Origin of the sequence: Halobacterium sp. R2-5, from assembly GCF_011734195.1 — an archaeon.
Taxonomy (GTDB): domain Archaea; phylum Halobacteriota; class Halobacteria; order Halobacteriales; family Halobacteriaceae; genus Halobacterium.
Map to the genome: position 1 here is coordinate 207,918 of NZ_JAANTH010000002.1, position 19,796 is coordinate 227,713.

The window sequence follows — 19,796 nt, forward strand, 5'->3', positions numbered from 1 at the left end:
GCCGCTTTTCGCTATCGGTAAGTGACTGTGCGGCGACGGGGCTGTATGCACCGTGCTATCGGGGAGCGGGACCTCGCCGACACGGCCGTCGACGAGGCGACCGCACGCGACGTGTTCCGCGACATGGTTCTCGCCAGGGAGTTCGACGAGCGCGCGCTGTCCCTCCAGCGCCGCGGCTGGATGCCCGGCTACCCGCCGTTCCGCGGGCAGGAGGGGTCGCAGGTCGGCGCCGCGCACGCGATGGCGGACGACGACTGGCTGTTCCCGACGTACCGCTCGAACGCGATGCAGCTCGCGCGCGGCGTCCCCGCCAGCGACATTCTCCTCTTCCGCCGGGGGTACGCGGAGTACCACTCCGACCACGACGTCGACAACTTCCCGCAGGCCATCCCCATCGCGAGCCAGATTCCACACGCCGTCGGCGCCGGCATGGCGATGGACTACACGAGCGACGACAACGCCGCCATCGCGTACTTCGGGGACGGCGCGACCAGCGAGGGCGACTTCCACGAGGCGATGAACTTCGCGGGCGTCTTCGACGCGCCCGTCGTCTTCCTCTGCGAGAACAACAACTGGGCCATCTCGCTGCCGCGCGAGAAGCAGACCGCCAGCGACTCCATCGCCGTCAAGGCCGAGGCGTACGGCTTCGAGGGCGTCCAAGTGGACGGCAACGACCCGGTCGCCGTCTACGAGACTATCACGGACGCGCTGGAGGACGCCCGTAGCGGCAGTCCCGTACTCGTCGAGAGCCTCACCTACCGGCAGGGCGCGCACACCACTAGCGACGACCCCGACCGCTACCGGCCCGAGGAGGAAGACCTCCCAGAGTGGCGGACCGCCGACCCGCTCGACCGCTTCGAGGCGTACCTCCGCGAGCAGGGCGTAATCGACGACGAGTTCGTCGAGGAGTGCCGCGAGGACGCCGAGGCCGAGCTTTCTGCTGCCATCGACGCCGCCGAGGAGGTCGGCGAGCCCGACGTCGACGAGCTCTTCGACTACGCGTACGCCGAACGCACCCCCCGCATCGGCGACCAGAAGCAGTGGCTGGAGTCGTACCTCGACGACCACGACCCGCAGGAACAGGAGTTCTGAGCGCTACGCCGCGGACAGAGAGATGTACGTCTTCGTCTCCGTGACGCCCGCGACCGTGCCGATGCGGTTCGACACCGTCCCGAGGACGTCCTCGACCTGACTGCCGTCGACCTCCGCGATGACGTCGTACTGGCCGGCGACCACGTGCGCAGCGACGACGCCGTCGAGGTCGGCGACCCGGTCCCGGGCGTCCGAGGACGCGCCCGCGCCGGTCCGCACCATGATGAACGCGTGAACCATACCCGGAGTTCGCCCGCCGCCACCAAAAGCATTGCTGCGTGATAACGCGGCACAAACCTATTTGACGGGTCCCGGCGTACTACCCGTATGCGCATCGTCATCGTCGGCGCCGGCCGCGTCGGCCTCCGAACCGCCCGCATCACCGCCAGCGAGGGCCACGACGTCACGCTCGTCGAGCGCGACCACGACAAAGTCGACCGCGCGAACAACGAGGGATTCGGCGTCGTCGAAGGCGACGGCTCCAACGAAGACGTCCTCGAGAAAGCCGGCATCGACGACGCCAACGCCATCGGCGCGCTCACCGGCGACCTCAACACCAACTTCGTCGCCTGCATGGTCGGCAAACACCACGGCTGCCGCACCGTCATGCGAATCGACGAGGACTACCGCGAGAACATCTACCGCAAGTACGCCGAGGAGGTCGACGAAATCGTCTACCCCGAACGCCTCGGCGCCATCGGCGCGAAGAACGCCCTCCTGGGCGGCAACGTCACCGCCATCGCCGACGTCGCCGAGAGCCTCCAGGTCGTCCAGTTCACCGTCACCCGCGACGCGCCCATGCACGGCTACACCCTCAGCGAACTCGAACTCCCCTCCGGCACCCGCCTGCTCGCGTTCGGCAAACAGGACGAACCCGTCGGCCTCCCGCTCCCCGACGACACCCTCGAAGTCGGCGACCGCATCGCCGTCCTCACCGAATTCGACGCGCTCGACGGCGTCCGCCAGATTCTCGTCGGCGACGACGAGAGCGCCGACACCGCAACGGAGGTGCTGTAGATGGTCACCGCCTACGTCCTCGTCAAAGCCAACACCGGCGAAGCGGACCGCCTCCTCGACGAAATCGCCAGCGTCGACGGCGTCACCGACGCCCACATCGTCGCCGGCGACGTCGACGTCATCGCCAAACTCGACGTCGAATCCCCCACCGACGTCAAAGACATCGCCGCCAACACCATCCAGCACACCGACGGCGTCGAAGACACCGAGACGTACATCTCCATGTAGTACCTTTTGCTGCGCTCGCGGCGGCGAAGCCGCCGCTCGCTGGCAAAAGCTACGCTAAAAGCACTCGTCGCTCCCGTCGCGCCCTACGGGCGCGGTGGTCGCTCCTCGGCCTGCGCTCCCTGCGGTCGCGCAGTGAACCGCCGCCCTCGGGTTCTTCGAACCGCTCGGTCGGCGGATGCTACTGGTCGGAGCGTTTACTTCACTGAGTAGCATTCGCGGCGCGAACGGTCCGGAGGTCCTGAGCGCCGCGATTCACCGCGGGTGAGCGAAGCGAACGAGCGGGCCGACGACTGAGGGACGCGAAGCGGATTGAAGGAGGAGTGCTTTTTCCGCAAGTTTTTGCCGAGGGCGCGCGGAGCGCGCCCGCAGCGCAAAAAGTGCTAGAGTGGCGTTCCTTCCGTGCTTTCGGCGTTCTCGGCTGCTTGCTGGCGCATCGACTCGACCTTCTCGACGTAGTCGTAGCCGGGGATGACGCCCTGGAACCACGTGCCTTCGACGTAGTTCACGAGCGCGAGCGCGTCGTCGTCGGCCTTCCCTCGGCGGGGTGTGAACGTGATTTCGACGGTGATGTCGCCGTCCTCGCGGCTGACGGACGCGACGTCGACGTCTTCGGCGAGCGTGACGCTGTCGGCGTCGCCGACGCGGCGCTCGAACGTGTCGTACCAGCCGTCCTCGACGACGTCCGCGACGTCGTCGTTCGTCGCGGCGTCCAGTGTCGGCACGACGACCTCGATTTCGACGGTGTCGCCGTCCACGGCGACGGCGGCGTCCCAGTCGTTCGTCGTGGGGGCGAACCCGCCGTCCTCGGGCTCGAATTTCCCGCTGCCGGCGAACTCCCGCTCGGTGTCGGTCATTACGACAGAGAAGGCGACCCGCGAAGTTGGGTGTTGCGCTCCGGGACTTCGACGCCCGTGAGTGACGCTGCCGCGGACGCTCCGGTAGAGTCGGAACGCCGGCCGCGCCGCGTTCTCGTCGTCGCTGCGCTCGTCGAGAACGAGCGCTTCGGCGCGGCTGCCGGGCACGTGCTGGGGAACCTCGCCGGCGCGAGCGTCGGCGTCTGGACGGCGTGGCCGCTGTTCGGGTAGCAGTCCGGTTATGACGCTGCGGGGTCTACGTCCGGCCGATGGACGACCGGCCGGCGATCGAGTCGCGGAGCGGGCGGCTGCTCGCGTACCTCCGGCACAACCGCGACCAGCTCGTCGTCGACGCCGCCGTGTTGCTGTCGTGGGTGGTCGTCTCCGCCGCGCTGTTCCGCTGGCTCGCCCTTCCCCAGTGGCTGCACTACCTCGTGCTGTTCTTCGGCATCGCGGTCTACAGCAAGCTGACGCCGGACTGGGAGCGGCCGTACCGCCCCGGGGACTGACTACACCGGCAGCGGCGTGTGCCGCAGCAGCGGGAGCACCGTCGCGACGAGCCACAGCAGTACGCCGATCCGGACGTGGTCGGGGCTGTCGACGGGGCGTTCGGCCCGGCAGCCCCCGACCGCGACGAGGCCGAGCGCGACCGCGAGCGTGCCGCGGTGGACGAGCACGTCCAGCGGGATATTGGTGACGCCGAGGTACGAGTAGTCCACGAGAATGCCGGCGAGGAAGCCGACGGACGCGCCGACGAACGCCCGCGTCCTGTCGAGCTGCTGGGCGAGCAGGTACGCGGTGGCAGGCAGCCCCGCGAACAGCACCGGGTAGAGCGCGAACGCGAACGCCTTCGGCGGCAGGTCCAGGGACTGTTCGAGCGAGATGCCCGCGATTCGGACGAACGACAGCACGCCGACGACGCTCGCCGCGAGCAGGAACGCGCGCGCGTCGGCCTCCGGGAAGTGCTTCCGGAACGCGGACTCCACGTCCTCGGCGCGCGAGCCGACAGCGCCGAGGACGAGCAGGATTGCGGCGGCCGCGGCCTGCGACGACGAGCCGCGGAAGTCCACGACGGTCAGCCACTTGTCGAAGCCTGGCCGGTTCTGCCCGCGGACCGGCTGTCGCGTGATCTCTGGGCCGGTCGCGCCGTTAGCGAACTCCCGTTCGACGTACGACTGCGAGGCCTCGACGCTCGTGACGATGTGCCGGCCCATGAACCAGTCCCAGTGCTCGTGGTGGGCCTGCATCGCGGTCCACTCGCCGCCGTCCTCGGGCGACGTGTACGCGCGGATGTGGTGGCGGCTCCCCAGGTAGGCGCCGTCGTGGACCTGGTAGGACTCCGCGAGCCACTGCCCGCCCTGCAGGCCCGTGAGGTAGACGTACCGGTTCGAGCCGTCCGCTGTCTCCCACTCGACGGTCGTCGCGTTCAGCACGCCCGTGCGCTCGTCCGGCGCGACCTCCTGCTCGTCGTCCTCGGTCGCCGTCCAGTTTCCGCGCCCGCTCTCCAGGAGCCGGCGGTGGACGTCGTCGGGGTCGCCGTAGACGACCACGTTGATGGCGAGTGTCCCCTCCTGGAAGGACAGTCCGCGGCTCGTGTACAGCCACAGCTGTCGGTCGTCGCCCTCCAGCGTGATCATCCGCAGCCCGCTCTCGGGGCCGGCGTCGTCCCCGGTAGCCTCGGTGAGGGCGAGCGAGCCGAACGACCCCGCGACCAGCACGGCTACCAGCACCAGCACCGCCGTCGCCGGACGGAGTTCGACGGCCATCGTTGGACGGGATAGGTCGCGAACGAACTAATACGTGTCCGCTACCGCCGCGGCCTCGTCCTCGTTCGCGTCGACCGCGCAGTCGAAGGCGTCGAGCTGGTCCTGGAGGCTCGCAGTCTGGCCCGCGAGCTCGTCGAGCTGGACGCGGATCTCGGAGACGGTGGTCGCACCGGTCTCCGCGCGGTCGGCCAGCGATTCGCTGCGCTCGGCGACCGTTCGCGACCGCTCGGCCACCCGCGAGATGGCGTCGACGACTTCTTCGGTCGTCCGCGCGCCGTCGTCGGTCGCGGCCGCGACCTCGTCGACGGACGCGTCGACCTCGCTGACGGTCCCGGTGAGGTCGCGGAACGCCTCGCCGGCGTGGGTCATCGTCTCCTCGCCGGTCGCGATCCGCGCTTTCGTCTGCTCCATCTCGGCCTGCACGCGGTCGACGTCCGCGACGGTCTGCTCGATGGTGCCCTCGATGGCGTCCGAGTGCTCGCGGGTCTCCTCCGCGAGGGCCTTGACCTCGTCGGCGACCACCGCGAAGCCGTCGCCCTCCTCGCCGGCGCGCGCGGCCTCGATGTTGGCGTTCAGCGCGAGCAGGTTCGTCTGCTCGGCGATGTCGTCGATGAGGCCGGTGCTCTCGGCGACGTCGTCCATCCGGCTGTCCAGCGACTCCACGAGCGCGGCGAGCTCCCCGACGCTCTCCTCGATGGCCTCGATGGCCTCGATGGCCTCGTTCGCGGTCTGCGTGCCCGCCTCCGCGGCGTCCGCCGCGGTGCTCGCCTCCGCCGAGACCTCCTCCGCGTTCGCGGCGATCTCCTCGATGGTCGCGGATAGGTTCGTCAGGTCGTCTGCGGTCGCCTCCAGGTCGTCGGCCTGTCCGCGGATGTCGGTCGCGAACTCGCGGATGTCGGTAGCCAGCTCCTGCTGGGTGTCTTCGAGGGACTCGGCGTCGTCGTGGACGGACTGGGTGGTGTCCTCGACGGTCGCGGCGAACGCCCGGAGGTCCGCGATGGTCGCCGACAGCTCCCGGGTCATCTCCCCGTACGCCGCGCCGATCTCCTCGATGGCCTCGATGTCGGTCCCCTCGGGCGGGTCGACGGTGAAGTCGCCGTCCGAGACGGCGTCCATCGCCGTCGCGAGCTCGTCCGCGCGCGCCAGCAGCTGCTCGTTCAGCCGCTCGACGTCCTGCTGGCGGGCCTCCGCGTTCGCCTTCGCCTCTTGGGCTTCGGCCCTCGCGGCCTCCAGTTCCGCGCGCTTCTCCTGGAGCTTCTCGACCTGCTCGTCGCTCTGTTCGGCGTTCTCCATCTGGAGGCGCGCCTCCTCGCGGGAGCGCTCGATGGACATCCAGTGGGAGACCAGCGCGCCCGCGAGCGCGAGCACGAACACCGCGTGCACGAGTGCCCACCCCCAGGGGTTCGCGAGCGCGTCCGGGTGGTTGTACACCGCGCCCGGCGCCACCATCCCGAAGTAGCTGTGTTCGAGCGCGACGTACAGAATCGCCACGAGGAAGGGGAGCCAGTCCTCGTACACCGCGACCACGCCGACCATCACGAAGAAGTGGAAGTGCGCCTCGATGAACCCGCCCGAGAAGTGCGCGAGCACCGCCGAGCACGTCAACAGCCCGAGAGCGACGAACGCGGTCCGCGCGCGCCGCCCGAGCCGCGGCCAGCTCGCCAGCAGCGCGAACACGACGATGGCGCCGACCTCGACGACGACGAGGTTCATCGGCACCGCCGTGAACGACGCGCCCGTGACGTACGGTTCCGTGCCCGTGAACCGCCCGAGCGCGAACAGGAACGGCACGTGCGCGAACAGCAACACGAGGATGTTCCGGTGGCGACTCCGCCACGCCTCGTCGGGGATGGAATCCCCGCTCGGCGTGTACTTGACGACGTCCCGGAGCGTCCCGCGTAGACCGCCCGCTGACTCCCTTGCTGCCCCTGACATATCACCTCCCGGAACGCTCACCCGTAAAAGAGATTGCCCCGCACCTCTCAAGAGTAATAATTAGCGGCGTGTTTTACGTGGTCTCAGGGTCCGGTCGCTCGATTCATGAGTGATTCTAGCCAGGGCTGCCGAGAAAACTCTCGGCGGGCATCCGCGAGCGAGCGGTCCGGAGGACCCGAGCGAAGCGGTTCACTGCGCGAACGAGCGAAGCGAGTGAGCGCAGGCCGAGGAGCGACCGTCGGGAGCGACGAGTGCTTTTAGCGTAGCTTTTGCCAGCGAAGGAGCGGAGCGACTGAGCGCAGCAAAAGCTACGAGTGCGAGGGGCGGGATTCGAACCCACGTACCCCTACGGGAGCGGGTCTTAAGCCCGCCGCCTTTGGCCGCTCGGCCACCCTCGCATTGAGTCGTGGTGGCCGCGGGGAGAAGTCGGTTACGGTGTGTTCACCAGTCGACGGAGAGCGTGCCGTCGCCGTGGGGGTCGGGCGCGATCTCCTCGTCGGTGCGACGGTCGACGACGTGGATGACGCCGTCGCCCTTCTTCGCGGGGCAGGCGTCGGCGGCGGCGACGTTGTGGTCGAGGTCGTCCTCGTCGAAGAAGTACGAGACGGGTTTCGCCATGCCGGACGTGATGTCCATCTCCCAGTTGTCGGAGACTTCCGCGCACTTGCCCGCGCCGAAGCACTTGTTCGCCTCGAAGACGAGCTTGTACGGCTTCTCCTCGACTGGCGGGGCGTCGGCTTCGCCGATTTCGCTGGGGTCGACAGTGTCCGCGTCGGTCATCGCGTCGTGGTTGGTGCCGGAGTGCTTTGAACTACTCGGAGACGGTCCGCTCGCTCGGCTTGCGGCTGCGACTCCCGGCAGAGCAAAGCTCTGCCGACGTTTCGCTCACTCCGTTCGCAAAACTACCGGGTCAGTCGTGAATCTCGACGGATTCGAGGACGACCTCGCGCTTCGGCTGGTCGTTGCGGTCGGTGTCGACGCTGCCGATCTCCTCGACGACGTCCATGCCGTCCGTGACCTTGCCGAAGACCGCGTGGCGGTCGTCGAGGTGGGGCTGGGCGTCGAGGGTGATGAAGAACTGGCTGCCGTTCGTGTCCGGGCCGGAGTTCGCCATCGAGAGCACGCCGGCGTCGTCGTGGCGGAGGTCGTCGTGGAACTCGTCCTCGAACTCGTAGCCGGGGCCGCCGCGGCCGGTCTCCGTCGGGTCGCCGCCCTGAATCATGAAGTCATCGATGACGCGGTGGAACGCGACGTCCCGGTACAGCGAGTCGCCGCGAACCTCGCCGCTCTCGGGGTCCTCCCACGTCTTCGTGTCGGGCGCGGGGTCGGCGCCGGCGGCTGGGTCGTCCTCGGCGAGCTTGACGAAGTTCTCGACCGTCGTCGGCGCTCTCTCGTCGTACAGCTCGACCTCGATGTCGCCCTCGCTCGTGTGGAGGGTCGCCTGCTTGGTCATACCCACAAGGAGGCCGTCGTGTCGGATAACGCTACCTACTCGCGGCTAGAACGAGCAGAGGTCCGCGAGCAGGCTCTCGGCGCGCCCGCTGGCGATGACCTCGTCGGCGGCGTCGATGCCCTCGTCGAGGGAGTCGACGTCCTCGCCGGCGTACATGCGGAGCGCGGCGTTGAGCCTGATGGCGTCCGCGAACTGGTCCGTGCGGTCGCCCGCGAGCACGTCCGCCGTAATCTCGGCGGAGTCCGCGGCGACGTCCTCGACTTCGAGGTCCGCGCTCTCGATGTCCATGCCGTAGTCGTCGGTCTCGATGGTGAAGTCCTCGAGTTCGGCGCCCTCGGACCACTCCGCGACGGTCGTGGAGCCGGGGCGGACGTCGTCGTAGCCCTCCATCCCCTGGAACATGAGCACGCGGTCGAAGCCGACGTCCTCGCTCTCGCGGGCGGTCTCGACGATCTTCTTCGCGAACGCGAGGTGGTAGAACGAGCCGAGGTGGGTGTCGGCGTTCGCGGGGTTCGCGAGCGTCTCGACGGTGTTCACGAACGTCCGCACGCCCATGTTGTCGCGGCGGTCCCAGAGGGCGTCCACGACGGGGTTGAAGTTCGGCTGGTAGTAGAAGCCGAAGCCGTGCTCGTCGACCATCTCGGCGGACTCCGCGGGTTCGAGGTCGGTGCGTACGCCGAGTTCGTCGAGGACGTGCTTGTAGGCGTCCTGCTTCTGCGTGGGCACGCGGTCGCCGGAGTGGACGACGACGGGCGTGCCCGCGGCCGCGGCGACGACGCCCGCTGCGACACCCAGAATTGCGGAGTCGCCCTTGCCGTCGTAGTTCGCGCCGCAGTCCACGGGGTCGGCGTCGGGCTCCGCGGCGACGACGCTCTCCCGGCGCATCGCGTCGACGTACGCGCCGAGCTCCTCGCCGTTGTTGCGCTTCCAGCGGTTCGCCAGCCAGAACGCGCCGAGCGTCGTCGGGTCGGGCTGCAGGTCGAGGATGCGTTCGAAGGCCTCCGTCGCTTGCTCGCGGGACATGTCCTCGGCGGACTTCGGCCCCGAGCCGACGACCTCCGTCATCAGGCGCTGCAACGGCCACTCGTCGTGCGAATCGCTCATGGCCGCTCGTTGTGATTCCACCCGCCTAAATCCACCCATTGCGCGCGCGAAGAACCACCAGCAAACCGGTAAACAGTAGCCCCCGCAGTCCCAACGGGCGGGCAATGGCCGCGGCCGACTGGCGCGAACGCGTCGACGACGTGGACGCACGCCTCATCGACGAGTACCAGAGCGGGTTCCCGATTCGAGAGCGCCCCTTCGAATCCGTCGCCGACGAGCTCGGTGTCAGCGAAGCCGAGGCGCTCGAACGCGTCGAGCGCCTCCGCGAAGAGGGCGTCTTCCGGCGGTTCGGCGCCGTTCTAAACCCCCCTGTCATCGGCTCCTCGACGCTCGCGGCGGTGCGAGCGCCCGAGGACCGCTACGACGAAATTGCGGAGACCATCAACGGCTACCGGCAGGTCAACCACAACTACCGACGCGACCACGAGTACAACCAGTGGTTCGTCGTCACCGCCGGCAGCCGCGAGAAGCGCGACGAGATCCTCGCCGACATCGAGGACCGGACGGGCTGCGAGGTGCTCGCCCTCCCGATGCTCACGGACTACTACATCGACCTGGAGTTCCCGGTCGTGAACGGCGACAGATTTGCTCGAGAGTCCCTGGACAGCACGGACGTCTCCGCGACCCGCATCAGCGAGGACGCCGCCGGCGACCTCTCGGCGCTGGACGCCGACCTCCTGCTCGCGATTCAGGACGGCTTCCCGCTGTCTGCGACGCCGTACCGGGACGTCGCGAACGCCATCGGCGCGCCTGTCGAGGACGTGCTCGACGCCACGAAGCGCCTGCTCGCGGACGGCTGCATCAAGCGCGTCGGCTGCGTCGTCAACCACGTCGTCACCGGCTTCGACGCGAACTGCATGGTCGTCTGGGACGTCCCCGACGACGAGCTCGACGAGCGCGGCGTCAGCGTCGGCGAACTCCCGTACGTGACGCTGTGCTACCACCGTCCGCGCCGCCCCGAACAGGACTGGCCGTACAACCTCTTCACGATGATTCACGGCCGCGAGAGCGACGCCGTCGACGAGAAAATCGACGAGCTCGCGGCCGACCACTTGCCGTTCGAGCACGAGCGCCTCTACTCCGAAGCGACGCTGAAACAGACGGGCGCGCGGTACGACGACCTGGTCGGCGAGTAGCGCGAAGCCGGCGCTGTCGCGTCGTGCGTCGGCCGCGAGAAGCGAGTGGCGTCCGGCGTCGACGGTGCCTCGGAACTATCGGACTACTCGCGCGCGGTCGTGAACAGGACCGGCGCGATGACGAGCAGCGCGACGCCGAGGACCCGGTACGTGAACGGGTCGTTGCCGAGTTGGGTCGCCGGCGTCACGAAGAAGACGACGCCGAACAGCGACGCGTTCAACGCCACGACTTTCCGGGAGTCCAGGGGGATGGTGCCGACGACGGACAGCGCGAACAGCACGAGCAGTGCGTGCCCGAGGTGGTAGTTCACGAGGAAGTCGTCGACGAGGGGCAGCGGTGTGAACGCCATTGCTGGCTGGATTTCGCCGCGAAATCCCCTTTAAGGTTCCGTTCCGCCGCCCGGCCCCGTTAAGTCGAGGGGGCGAATCCACCCGTACCACACCACGAGCACCATCGACGCGTAGCCGACCGCCCACACCGCCGTGCCCGCGGTCGGCGCGCCCGCCTGGTTCAGGAGGTAGTTCGCGACGCCGGGGAGCACGATTCCCGCGGCGACGACGAGCCCGAGCGTCACGCGTGAGTCCATACTGGGCGTTCGCGCTCCGGGCGCGTCAAACCCTCGATTCGGCGCTCGCCGCGAGCGGAGCGAGTGGCGTGAGAAGGCGCTGTCGCGTCCGGCCGCGACGAGTCAGCGGGGACTGTAGTTCGGCGGCGTCCTCAGAACGCTGCGAGTTCTGATGGCTACGGAAGACGACCGTGTCGTCTTCCGAACGTCGAGGCCGCGGTCGAGGGGAGGGTTCAGGGGCAGGCGGCCTCGGCGCCGCGCAGTGGGACCAATCGGGGCGCCGGGGGTGGGGTACGGCGCCCAGTTCGTCTATCGGCGCCGTCCCTACTCAAGGCTGCGCGCAGTCGCAGCGCGTGCAAAAACCCCCCCTACTCGACGAGCTGGCGCGCCATCCACTCCTCGCTCGCCTGCCCGAGCATCGACTCCCAGTCCGGGAAGGCCGTCCGCGCCGCGACGTACTCGTCGAACGCCGCCTCGTCGATGGCCGCGAAGTCCGACCGCGTCGCCACGTCCCACTCGCTGTCGTCCAGAAACCCCCGGAACGTCGCCGCGTCCGTGTGCCGCCGCATGAAGTTCGCCGTGAACAGCTCGCCGAGCGCCGCCCGGTCGTCGCTCAGCGCCGCCGCGCGCTCGTGGAGGTCGTCCACGAGCTCGGTTACGTCGTCGGTCATTGGTGGTCAGTGGCGGGCAGCGAGGATAACAATTTGGAAGGGTAGTGCACCCCATGTCGGACCCGCCCGAAACTACAGGTCTCCGGCCGCAGAAGATGTGTATAATTTGGCCTTTTTGTGGGGTTATGTCGTTTGATTACATTAGCTCTGGAGAATTCCTGAAATCATATCTGTACCTGCTTATAGGGACTTCCGTGCTAAGCACGATTCTCGGTGTAGGAATCCAGCACGGAGACCCTCTTTACTCGGCAAAACAGTCAATTGTGGAGATCTATCCTATGATTATCGGACTGATTCTGGCTATCCCTGTGATGGGACTAGTTATACTTAATGAATTGACTGATGAAGTCTGAAATGCGTTCCCGAGATACTAGATTCACGCGTCTTGATGATGGTTCTCGTATTGGCTGCTACGAAAGCATCAAAGACCAAATGTACAGCAGGAAACGGAAGTGGGCCAGTCCGGATTTGAACCGGAAGCTTCCACCTTATCAGAGTGGCGCTCTACCTAATTGAGCTACTGGCCCGAACGCATCCCGACGTTTGCCGCTGGTACAATTAAGGGTTTCCTTTCTACGGTGCGCCGTCCTGCGTTACCGGCTGTCGTCGTCCTCGAACTCGACGTCGTAGGCGTCCTCGTCGAGGTCGATGGTGTCGTCGTCGCGGCTGGCGCCCCCGGAGCCGAAGCCAGGGCCGCTGCCGCCGCTGCTGCCACCGCTGCCGCCACCGCCGCCTGTGGCGTCGAACGGGCCGGCGCCGCTGTCGTCGTCGCCCGGGAAGCCGAACGTGTAGACGTTCCCAGTGGCGAAGCCGCCGATCTTCGCGTCGAGTTTGGGCTTGATGACCCACTCCTTGACGACGTAGCGGAACGGGTACCGCGTCACCGGGAACACGAGCAGGAAGCCGAGCGCGTCCGTGAGGAGGCCGGGCGTGAGGAGGAACGCGCCGGCGGCGATGAGCAGACCGCCGTCGACGAGCTCGTCCGTCGGGGTCTCCCCGCGCGCCAGCGAGCGCTGGATGCGCCGGAGCGTGTTCCGTCCCTCCGCGCGCACGAACAGCGTGCCGAGCAGCGCGGTGAGGACGACGAGCGCGACTGTCACCTGCCAGCCGACCTGGCCCGCGACGAACACCAGGAAGAGGGCGTCCGCCAGCGGGACGACCAGCAGCGCGAGGAACAGCCACCGGAGTCGGGGCATGTGTCACGGAGTTGCGTCCCGCGACCCATAGCCTTTCTGTTGGGCGAGCCCGACTCGCCCGTGTCGAAACGGTTTCCCGGGTTCGCCGCGCAGCGAACGTATGGACGAGTCCGGTGACGCGACGCGCGTGGAGTGGCGCGAGTGGGGCGCGGCGGCGTTCGAGGAGGCCGCCGAGCGCGACGTGCCAGTGCTGGTGTCACTGGTGGCGTCGTGGAGCGACTGGTGCCGGCAGATGGACGAGCGCACGTTCGCGGAGCCGCGCATCGCGGCGAACGTCAACGACGACTTCGTGCCGGTGCGCGTGGACGCCGACCGCCACCCGCGCGTGCGGGAGCGGTACAACATGGGCGGGTTCCCGTCGACGGTGTTCGTGACGCCGTCGGGCGACCACATCGCGGGCGCGACGTTCCTCGAACCCGAGGGCTTCCGGGGAATTCTCCAGCGCGTCCGCGAGACGTACGACGAGCGCGGCGAGGACGCGGGGAGCGTACCGCGCGCGCTCGCTGGTGGCGAACCGCCCGCGGGAACGGTCGACGCTGACATCGAGCGCCTGCTCGCGGGCCAGCTCGGCGAGCAGTACGACGCCGACTACGCTGGCTGGGGGACCGACGAGAAGTTCCCGCTGCCCGCCACAATCGAGTTCGCGCTGAAGCGCGAGCGCGACCAGGCGCTGCGGACGCTCGACGCGATCCGCCGGAACCTCACGGACGACGTCGACGGCGGCTTCTTCCGGTTCGCGCACGGCCGTGACTGGTCGGACGTCCAGCGCGAGAAGGTGCTCGCGGAGAACGCCAGCCTGCTCCGGGCGTTCGCGTCGGCGTACCTCCACACGGGCAGCGAGGAGTACCGGGAGCCCGCCGAGCACACCATCGAGTACGCGACGGGGACCCTGTGGACGGGGGAGGCGTTCGGCGGCAGTCAGGTCGCCGGCGAGTACTTCGACGCGTCCGCCGACGAGCGCGCGAGCCACGAGGAGCCACCGGTTGACGAGACAGCGTACGCGGACGTGAACGCGCTCGCGGCGGACGCGCTGTTGTCCTTCGCGGCGTACACGGACGACGACACCGCGACGCGGTACGCCGAGCGCACGCTCGACTACCTCCGTGAGACGCTCGTCGACGGCGGGACCGTCCGGCACTTCGACGACGAGCGCGCGCCCACTGGCTTGCTCGCGGACCGCGCGCGCGTCGTGCAGGCGTTCGCGACGGCGGCGCAGGTGCTCGACGGCGACTACCTCGACACCGCGGTCGCGGTCGCGGACGCCGCCATCGACGACTTGCAGGACGCGACGGGCGCGTTCCAGGACGGCCCCGCGGAGGGCGCCGGCCTGCTGGACAGGCCGCTGCGCCCCATCGACGACACCGCGGTGATGGCGAACGCGCTCGTGGACCTCCACTACCTCACGCGGGAGTCGCGCTACCACGAGGTCGCGTCGGACGCGGTCGGCGCGTTCGCTGGCGCCGCCGAGCGCATGGGCGTGCAGGTCGCGACGTACGGCACTGCCGCCTCGCGGATCGTCGACCGGCCGCTCGTCGTCGAGGTCGCCGACGAGGCGGGCAGCGACCTCCATCGCGCCGCGCTCCGGATGGCCGACCACGAGAAGGTCGTCGTCCCGGACGCCGACGGCGAACCGGGGACCGCGTGGCTCGTGGAGGCCGACGGCACCAGCGAGGGCGTCGACTCCCCAGAGGCGCTCGCGGACCTCGTCGCGCAGTCGACGCAGTGACCCGCGCCGTCTAAACCGTCGGAGCGTTTTTCACCTCGGGTACGCAAGCGACAACGAGATGGCTGACTTGCGGGACCTCGGCCTCTCGGAGTACGAAGCCAGCGCGTACCGCGCGCTCCTCCGAACCGGGCCGGCAACTGCCAAGGAGTTGTCCGAGGAGAGCGGCGTGCCGATGGGCCGCGTCTACGACGTGCTCGGGAGCATCGAGTCCCAGCACCTCGTGCGCAGCCAGGCCGCCAGCCGCCCGAAGAAGTACGTCGCCGTCGAGCCCGACACCGCTCTCGGCAGGCTGCTGGAGGACCGCAAACGCGAACTCCACGAGAAAGCCGACCAGTACGAGGCCGTCGTCGACGAACTGGAGTCGTCCCTCCAGACGCCCTCTCAGCCCGAGGAGGGGTTCTGGACGGCCGCGCTCGGGCCCGCGGACTCCCTGGACCTCCTCTTAGAGCGCATCGACACCGCGGACGACTCGGTGCGCCTGCTCGCCGGGTTCGAGTCGTCGAGTTTCGACGTCGCGGACACCACCAGCCGCATCGTCGACCACCTCGAGGACGCGCTCGAACGCGGCGTCGACGTCTCCGTGCTCATCTCCCAGGAGCTCTCCGCGAAGCTCCCCCGGGAGGTCAACGAGCGCTACGTCGCCGTGCTCGCCGAACACCCCGGCTACGAGGTGCGCATCGGGCCCGTCGTCGAGGGCAACGTCACCATCGTCGACGACGCCGAGGTCTGCCTGGAAGTCACGAACCCGGTCGAGCCCGACGAGACGTTCGCGATGATCGACCTCCACGACTCCACGTTCGCCGCCGACGTCTCCGAGGTGTTCGCGGAGACGTGGGGCGAGGCCGCGACGCTCGACTGACCCCTACAGGGCGTCCGCGCGGTCGCCGAACCGCTCGGCGAACGCCTCGCCGAGCATGTCCGCGAGTTCGTCCTCCGTCGCGCGCGTGTGGAGCTCCTCGATGCGCTCCTCGCTGATGTCCGCGAAAATCGGGACGACCTTCCTGATTACGACGTAGGACGCGCCCAACGCGACGGCGGCGGCGACCGCGCCCCGCGGGCCGTAGCGGTCGTAGCCGAACTTGACTGCGTTGACGACGATCGTGGAGACACCGACCATACGGGACGTTCGCCGACCGCGCTCAAGTCGCTTTCTCAGCCGGTCACCTGTTGGTCGCTAATTCGCATGCTGCCGCCCGAAAACAGACGCCTGCTACTCGGCGGTCGCGTCGACTTCCTCGCGCAGCGCGCCGAACTCGGCGATGCGTTCGGCGTGGGCGTTGTGCTGGTGGATGGACTCGTCGTTGGACTGCTTCATCGTCACGACCGCGTCGTCGTCGAGGTGGTCGAACTCGGAGACGACGCCCTCGGCCATCGAGCGCACGCAGTCCTCGACGAACTTCGCGTTCGCGTGGGCGGCGTACGTCATCGCGTCCTCGTCCGGGCGCTTCGCGAGGTTGTAGATGCGCGCGCTCATCGAGTCCCGCGCGACGTCCACGACGTCCATCAGGTCGACCTCGGGGTCGCCCGAGGTCTCGATGGTGAGCGTGGCGTGCCCGCGCTGGCTGTGGCCGGCCTGCGGGACTTCCTGGAGGAACTCGCGGACGTCGCCTTCGCCGACGCCGAGGTCGCGGAGCTTCTCGCGGGCGTGCTGGCCCATCATCTGCTGGCTGCACGGGCAGACGGTCATGCCGACGACGCGCGCGCCGATCTCCTCGCGGGTCGCCTCGCCCTCCTCGGCGGTCGCGGACGCGAGGATGTCGACGGTGCCCTGCGTCGGCAGGCCGCTCGCGGGCGTCTCGTCCTGAATCATCAGCTCCGCCTCCATCTCCACGGTGGCGGTCGTCGTGTACTCGTGTTTCTCGAGGAGCCGCTCGGCGGCCTCCCCGCACATCTCCTCGACCTGGTAGACGGGCTCGGAGACGGCTTCTTCGAGGGTCTCGTCGATGACTTCCATGTTCCGGCTCATGTCGATGCCCTTCCGGCCTTGCGGGAGGTCGACGTACACCTCGAACTCCGCGGTCAACACGATGGGGCGCTTGTCCTCGCGGGCGATCTTCACGAGCTTCTCGACGCCCGTCACCCCGACCTGACTCAGACCGACCGCGACGTCCGGCTCGGTCGCCTGTACGTCCGGTAGCTGCTGGCTCATTGCGGCGGCATAGGGGTGGTGGCTCACTAACCCTTTCCGTTCCGGCGACCGCCTCTCACTCCAGTTTGTTCAGCGCCTGGAAGAAGTCCGCGTTCGGGCCGGCGACCCGCGCCGGCTCGTCGGCCGCCTCGAGCGTGATCACCTCGGGAGTCCGCACGCGCTGGCTGTTCGAGCCGTCGCTGGACACCACCGCGTGCTCCGGACCGTCGACCCGCACCGTCACCTCGCCGCCGACGGGCGTCAGCAGCGGCGGCATCGCGTCCCGCGAGCACATCCCCGTCACGACGAACGCGCCGACCCCGGGCTGCACGAGCGGCCCGCCCTCGCTGAGGTTGTACGCCGTGCTCCCGGTCTGGGTCGCGACGATGACGCCGTCGGCGTGCGTCGCCTCGAACAGCGAGCCGTCCACGCGCACCTCCACGTCGACGCCGTGGCCGTGCCCGCGCTGTTCGCCCTGAATCACGACCTCGTTCAGCGCGGGCGTCAGCGACCACCCCCGCTCGCCGGACGCCACCACGCGGGCGGCCTCGCGGTGACGGACCTCGCCGCGCTCCCGGTAGCGCTCGACCTCCTCGCGGACCGCCGCCACCGCGTCCTCGGGCGCGACCGCGTTCAGGAACCCGACCTCGCCGAGGTTCACGCCGAGCACTGGCGTCGACCCCGCGCCCCGTGCCGTGAACAGAAAGGTTCCGTCCCCGCCGATACTCACGACGAGGTCGCAGGCGTCGAACTCGCCGACATCGTAGCCGTTGCCGTCGAGGGCGTCCGCCGTCGCCGAGTCCAGCCACACCGTCACGTCCTCGCCAGCGAGCATCTCCCGGACGTCCGCCGCGAGATACGCCGCTCGCGAGTTCCCCCGCTGTGCGACGATTCCAACGCGCATACCTCCACTCGGGGGCCGCGCTTGAAAAACCCGCGGGCGGCGGAAACTACTTTTCGCTGTGCCACCACCGCCGACACATGCAACCGACGGCGCCGGGCGCCGCGGGACGGAGGCGACACCGTGGCTGACGAGGACGACGACTGGTTCGAACGCGCCTTCGAGGACGAGGAGCCGGAAGACTCCGAGCGGCCGACGGACGCCGAGCGGGACGCCGACAGCGGCGCAGACGACGAGGAAACCGATAGCGAGGACGACGAGTCGCCGGCGAGCGAGACGCCCGACGAGCAGTTCGACTCGGACCAACCCACGGGCTTCGGCGACACCGACGTGTCCGCGTCCGACGAAAGCGAGGTCGACAACTTCGCCGCGGCGTTCGGCGGCGCCGACTCCGGCGGCGAGGACGACGACCTCTTCGAGGACGACTTCGCGTCCGCGTTCGGCGGCGGTGGCGGAGGCGGCCCCGGCGCGGCCCCCAGCGGTGGCGGCGAGGAGGACTTCGGCTTCGACCTCGACGGCGACGTCGGCGCCGGCGGCCCCGGCGGCTTCGAGGAGGACGAGGAGTACGAGTCCGACATCCCGCGTATCGACTTCGGCATCGAAGGCCTCGACGAGATGGTGCAGGGCGGCGTCCCCGAGCGCTCGCTCATCGTCGCCATCGGCGGCGCCGGCACCGGGAAGACCACGTTCGGCCTCCAGTTCCTCCACGAGGCCATCGAGAACGGCGAACGCGCCGTCTACATCACGCTCGAGGAGTCCCGCAGGCGCGTCGTCCAGAGCGCCACCGACAAAGGCTGGGAGTTCGACCGCCACACCGACGAGGGCAACCTCGCCGTCATCGACATCGACCCCATCGAGATGGCGAACTCCCTCACCAGCATCCGCAACGAACTCCCGCGGCTCGTCGAGGAGTTCGGCGCCAGCCGCCTCGTCCTCGACTCCGTCTCCCTGCTGGAGATGATGTACGACGACCAGTCGGTCCGCCGCACCGAAATCTACGACTTCACCAAGGCGCTCAAGGAAGCCGGCGTCACCACGATGCTCACCAGCGAAGCCTCCGAGGACAACCCCTTCGCCTCCCGCCACGGCATCATTGAGTACCTCACCGACGCCGTCGTCGTCCTCCGCTACATCCGCCCCGAGGACTTCCGCGAGACCCGTCTGGCCGTCGAGATTCAGAAGATCCGCGACGCCAACCACTCCCGCGAGACCAAGCCCTACGAGATCACTCACCAGGGCATCTCCGTCTACCGGCAAGCGAATATCTTCTAGGGCGCTTTTGCGCTGCGCGCGCCTCCGGCGCGCTCGGCAAAACCGACACCAAAAGCACTCCTCGCGCCCTCCGGTCGCTCGTCGGCCTCGCGGCTTCGCCGCGAGTAAACCGCTTCGCTCGGGTCCTTCGGACCGCTCGCTCGCGGATGCTAGCTCGTCGGTTGTTCGATTGGCAGAGACCTCCCCAGCTGCGTAGGTTCAAGTAAGAGACCGGGACCAACCCGAGCCGTGATCTGAATCTGGCCCGGGTCGGCCGAGACGGGAGTGCGGCGCACCGGCCCGCGCACGTTCGCGCCGCCTGTCAGCCCTACCTGACGATGGTGACCGGCACCGGCGAGCGTCGGACGACGCTCTCGGCGACGCTGCCGAGGAGGATGCGGGAGACGCCCGAGCGGCCGTGACTCCCCATCACGATGTGGTCGATGTCGTTCTCGTCCGCGTAGTCCACGATAGCGCGGCTCGGCCGCCCGACCTCGGTCGTCGTGTCGAGGCCGTGGCCGTACTCGTCGGCGGTCTCCTGGGCTTCCTCGAACAGCTCGTCGGCGCTCTCTTTGGCCTGCTCGAACCACTCCTCGGAGTACCCCGGGACCGTCGCCTGCGCCGTGTACCCGGCCTCGATCGGGTCGATGACGTTGATGGCCGTGATGTCGGCGTCCTTGAACTGTTCGAGGGCGTACTCGAGGGCTTCCTTCGACTGCTCGGAGCCGTCGACGGGAACGAGAATCTTCGTCATGTCCGAGTATGGATTTAT

General features: G+C 68.6%; 24 protein-coding genes and 2 tRNA genes. 9 read left to right on the forward strand and 17 right to left on the reverse strand.

The window, feature by feature from the left end:
* Window positions 1–45: 45 nt before the first annotated feature.
* Window positions 46–1,092, forward strand: coding sequence for a pyruvate dehydrogenase (acetyl-transferring) E1 component subunit alpha (gene pdhA, locus G9C83_RS09645; protein WP_167245931.1), 1,047 nt, complete (start codon window positions 46–48; stop codon window positions 1,090–1,092).
* Between the two features lie 3 nt (window positions 1,093–1,095).
* On the opposite strand, the gene G9C83_RS09650 is transcribed toward pdhA, so the two are convergent.
* A complete protein-coding gene (locus tag G9C83_RS09650) occupies window positions 1,096–1,332 on the reverse strand; it encodes an Lrp/AsnC ligand binding domain-containing protein (protein ID WP_167245932.1) in 237 nt (78 codons plus the stop codon).
* An 87-nt stretch (window positions 1,333–1,419) separates the two neighbouring features.
* On the opposite strand from G9C83_RS09650, the gene G9C83_RS09655 reads away from it, so the two are divergent.
* Entirely contained in the window at window positions 1,420–2,109 is a 690-nt protein-coding gene (locus G9C83_RS09655) for a TrkA family potassium uptake protein (protein ID WP_167245933.1), read from the forward strand.
* Entirely contained in the window at window positions 2,110–2,337 is a 228-nt protein-coding gene (locus G9C83_RS09660) for an Lrp/AsnC ligand binding domain-containing protein (protein ID WP_167245934.1), read from the forward strand.
* A 380-nt stretch (window positions 2,338–2,717) separates the two neighbouring features.
* Here the strand turns inward: G9C83_RS09660 and G9C83_RS09665 are convergent, their stop codons facing one another.
* A complete protein-coding gene (locus G9C83_RS09665; protein ID WP_167245935.1) occupies window positions 2,718–3,191 on the reverse strand; it encodes a DUF5813 family protein in 474 nt (157 codons plus the stop codon).
* Between the two features lie 57 nt (window positions 3,192–3,248).
* Between G9C83_RS09665 and G9C83_RS09670 the strand changes: the two genes are divergently transcribed.
* Entirely contained in the window at window positions 3,249–3,422 is a 174-nt protein-coding gene (locus tag G9C83_RS09670; protein ID WP_167245936.1) for a hypothetical protein, read from the forward strand.
* A 38-nt stretch (window positions 3,423–3,460) separates the two neighbouring features.
* Window positions 3,461–3,700 (forward strand): hypothetical protein, encoded by a 240-nt coding sequence (locus tag G9C83_RS09675; protein WP_167245937.1) that lies wholly within the window; start codon window positions 3,461–3,463, stop codon window positions 3,698–3,700.
* Here G9C83_RS09675 and G9C83_RS09680 read toward each other — a convergent pair whose 3' ends face one another.
* The 6 genes from G9C83_RS09680 to G9C83_RS09705 all read right to left on the reverse strand — a co-directional run bounded on the left by G9C83_RS09680 (window position 3,701) and on the right by G9C83_RS09705 (window position 9,449).
* Entirely contained in the window at window positions 3,701–4,957 is a 1,257-nt protein-coding gene (locus G9C83_RS09680; RefSeq protein WP_167245938.1) for a hypothetical protein, read from the reverse strand.
* A gap of 27 nt (window positions 4,958–4,984) precedes the next feature.
* The gene (locus G9C83_RS09685; protein ID WP_167245939.1) at window positions 4,985–6,892 is read right to left on the reverse strand and encodes a methyl-accepting chemotaxis protein; all 1,908 of its coding nucleotides are present in this window, start codon (window positions 6,890–6,892) and stop codon (window positions 4,985–4,987) included.
* Between the two features lie 315 nt (window positions 6,893–7,207).
* A tRNA-Leu gene (locus tag G9C83_RS09690) sits at window positions 7,208–7,290 on the reverse strand.
* A gap of 43 nt (window positions 7,291–7,333) precedes the next feature.
* The gene (locus G9C83_RS09695) at window positions 7,334–7,672 is read right to left on the reverse strand and encodes a ferredoxin (RefSeq protein ID WP_167245940.1); all 339 of its coding nucleotides are present in this window, start codon (window positions 7,670–7,672) and stop codon (window positions 7,334–7,336) included.
* A gap of 130 nt (window positions 7,673–7,802) precedes the next feature.
* Window positions 7,803–8,345, reverse strand: a complete 543-nt coding sequence (locus G9C83_RS09700; protein ID WP_167245941.1) for a peptidylprolyl isomerase — start codon at window positions 8,343–8,345, stop codon at window positions 7,803–7,805.
* Between the two features lie 45 nt (window positions 8,346–8,390).
* Window positions 8,391–9,449: an anthranilate phosphoribosyltransferase gene (locus G9C83_RS09705; RefSeq protein WP_167245942.1), complete on the reverse strand. Its 1,059-nt coding sequence runs from the start codon at window positions 9,447–9,449 to the stop codon at window positions 8,391–8,393.
* A gap of 104 nt (window positions 9,450–9,553) precedes the next feature.
* Here G9C83_RS09705 and G9C83_RS09710 point away from each other — a divergent pair, with 104 nt between their 5' ends.
* Window positions 9,554–10,585 carry an Lrp/AsnC family transcriptional regulator gene (locus G9C83_RS09710; protein WP_167245943.1) on the forward strand — a complete coding sequence of 344 codons (1,032 nt, stop codon included), beginning with the start codon at window positions 9,554–9,556 and terminating at the stop codon, window positions 10,583–10,585.
* A gap of 83 nt (window positions 10,586–10,668) precedes the next feature.
* Here the strand turns inward: G9C83_RS09710 and G9C83_RS09715 are convergent, their stop codons facing one another.
* From G9C83_RS09715 to G9C83_RS09735, 5 genes are all read right to left on the reverse strand, one after another.
* Window positions 10,669–10,935 (reverse strand): hypothetical protein, encoded by a 267-nt coding sequence (locus G9C83_RS09715; protein WP_167245944.1) that lies wholly within the window; start codon window positions 10,933–10,935, stop codon window positions 10,669–10,671.
* A 30-nt stretch (window positions 10,936–10,965) separates the two neighbouring features.
* Complete coding sequence (locus G9C83_RS09720; RefSeq protein ID WP_167245945.1) at window positions 10,966–11,172, reverse strand: hypothetical protein; 207 nt, start codon at window positions 11,170–11,172, stop codon at window positions 10,966–10,968.
* Between the two features lie 347 nt (window positions 11,173–11,519).
* The gene (locus G9C83_RS09725; protein ID WP_167245946.1) at window positions 11,520–11,822 is read right to left on the reverse strand and encodes a hypothetical protein; all 303 of its coding nucleotides are present in this window, start codon (window positions 11,820–11,822) and stop codon (window positions 11,520–11,522) included.
* Window positions 11,823–12,275: 453 nt separating this feature from the next.
* A tRNA-Ile gene (locus tag G9C83_RS09730) sits at window positions 12,276–12,349 on the reverse strand.
* 66 nt (window positions 12,350–12,415) lie between these two features.
* Window positions 12,416–13,018, reverse strand: a complete 603-nt coding sequence (locus G9C83_RS09735) for an FxsA family protein (RefSeq protein ID WP_167245947.1) — start codon at window positions 13,016–13,018, stop codon at window positions 12,416–12,418.
* Window positions 13,019–13,118: 100 nt separating this feature from the next.
* On the opposite strand from G9C83_RS09735, the gene G9C83_RS09740 reads away from it, so the two are divergent.
* Together G9C83_RS09740 and G9C83_RS09745 are read left to right on the forward strand one after the other, a co-directional pair.
* Window positions 13,119–14,744: a DUF255 domain-containing protein gene (locus tag G9C83_RS09740; RefSeq protein ID WP_167245948.1), complete on the forward strand. Its 1,626-nt coding sequence runs from the start codon at window positions 13,119–13,121 to the stop codon at window positions 14,742–14,744.
* Between the two features lie 58 nt (window positions 14,745–14,802).
* Window positions 14,803–15,603, forward strand: a complete 801-nt coding sequence (locus tag G9C83_RS09745; RefSeq protein ID WP_167245949.1) for a TrmB family transcriptional regulator — start codon at window positions 14,803–14,805, stop codon at window positions 15,601–15,603.
* A gap of 3 nt (window positions 15,604–15,606) precedes the next feature.
* Here G9C83_RS09745 and G9C83_RS09750 read toward each other — a convergent pair whose 3' ends face one another.
* The 3 genes from G9C83_RS09750 to G9C83_RS09760 all read right to left on the reverse strand — a co-directional run bounded on the left by G9C83_RS09750 (window position 15,607) and on the right by G9C83_RS09760 (window position 17,776).
* On the reverse strand, window positions 15,607–15,861 hold the full coding sequence (locus G9C83_RS09750) for a hypothetical protein (protein WP_167245950.1): 255 nt from the start codon (window positions 15,859–15,861) through the stop codon (window positions 15,607–15,609).
* A 93-nt stretch (window positions 15,862–15,954) separates the two neighbouring features.
* On the reverse strand, window positions 15,955–16,893 hold the full coding sequence (gene mptA / locus G9C83_RS09755; RefSeq protein WP_167245951.1) for a GTP cyclohydrolase MptA: 939 nt from the start codon (window positions 16,891–16,893) through the stop codon (window positions 15,955–15,957).
* A 55-nt stretch (window positions 16,894–16,948) separates the two neighbouring features.
* Entirely contained in the window at window positions 16,949–17,776 is an 828-nt protein-coding gene (locus tag G9C83_RS09760; RefSeq protein WP_167245952.1) for an NAD(+)/NADH kinase, read from the reverse strand.
* A gap of 120 nt (window positions 17,777–17,896) precedes the next feature.
* On the opposite strand from G9C83_RS09760, the gene G9C83_RS09765 reads away from it, so the two are divergent.
* Complete coding sequence (locus tag G9C83_RS09765; protein ID WP_167245953.1) at window positions 17,897–19,045, forward strand: KaiC domain-containing protein; 1,149 nt, start codon at window positions 17,897–17,899, stop codon at window positions 19,043–19,045.
* 307 nt (window positions 19,046–19,352) lie between these two features.
* On the opposite strand, the gene G9C83_RS09770 is transcribed toward G9C83_RS09765, so the two are convergent.
* Window positions 19,353–19,778, reverse strand: coding sequence for a universal stress protein (locus G9C83_RS09770; RefSeq protein WP_167245954.1), 426 nt, complete (start codon window positions 19,776–19,778; stop codon window positions 19,353–19,355).
* Window positions 19,779–19,796: the final 18 nt, after the last annotated feature.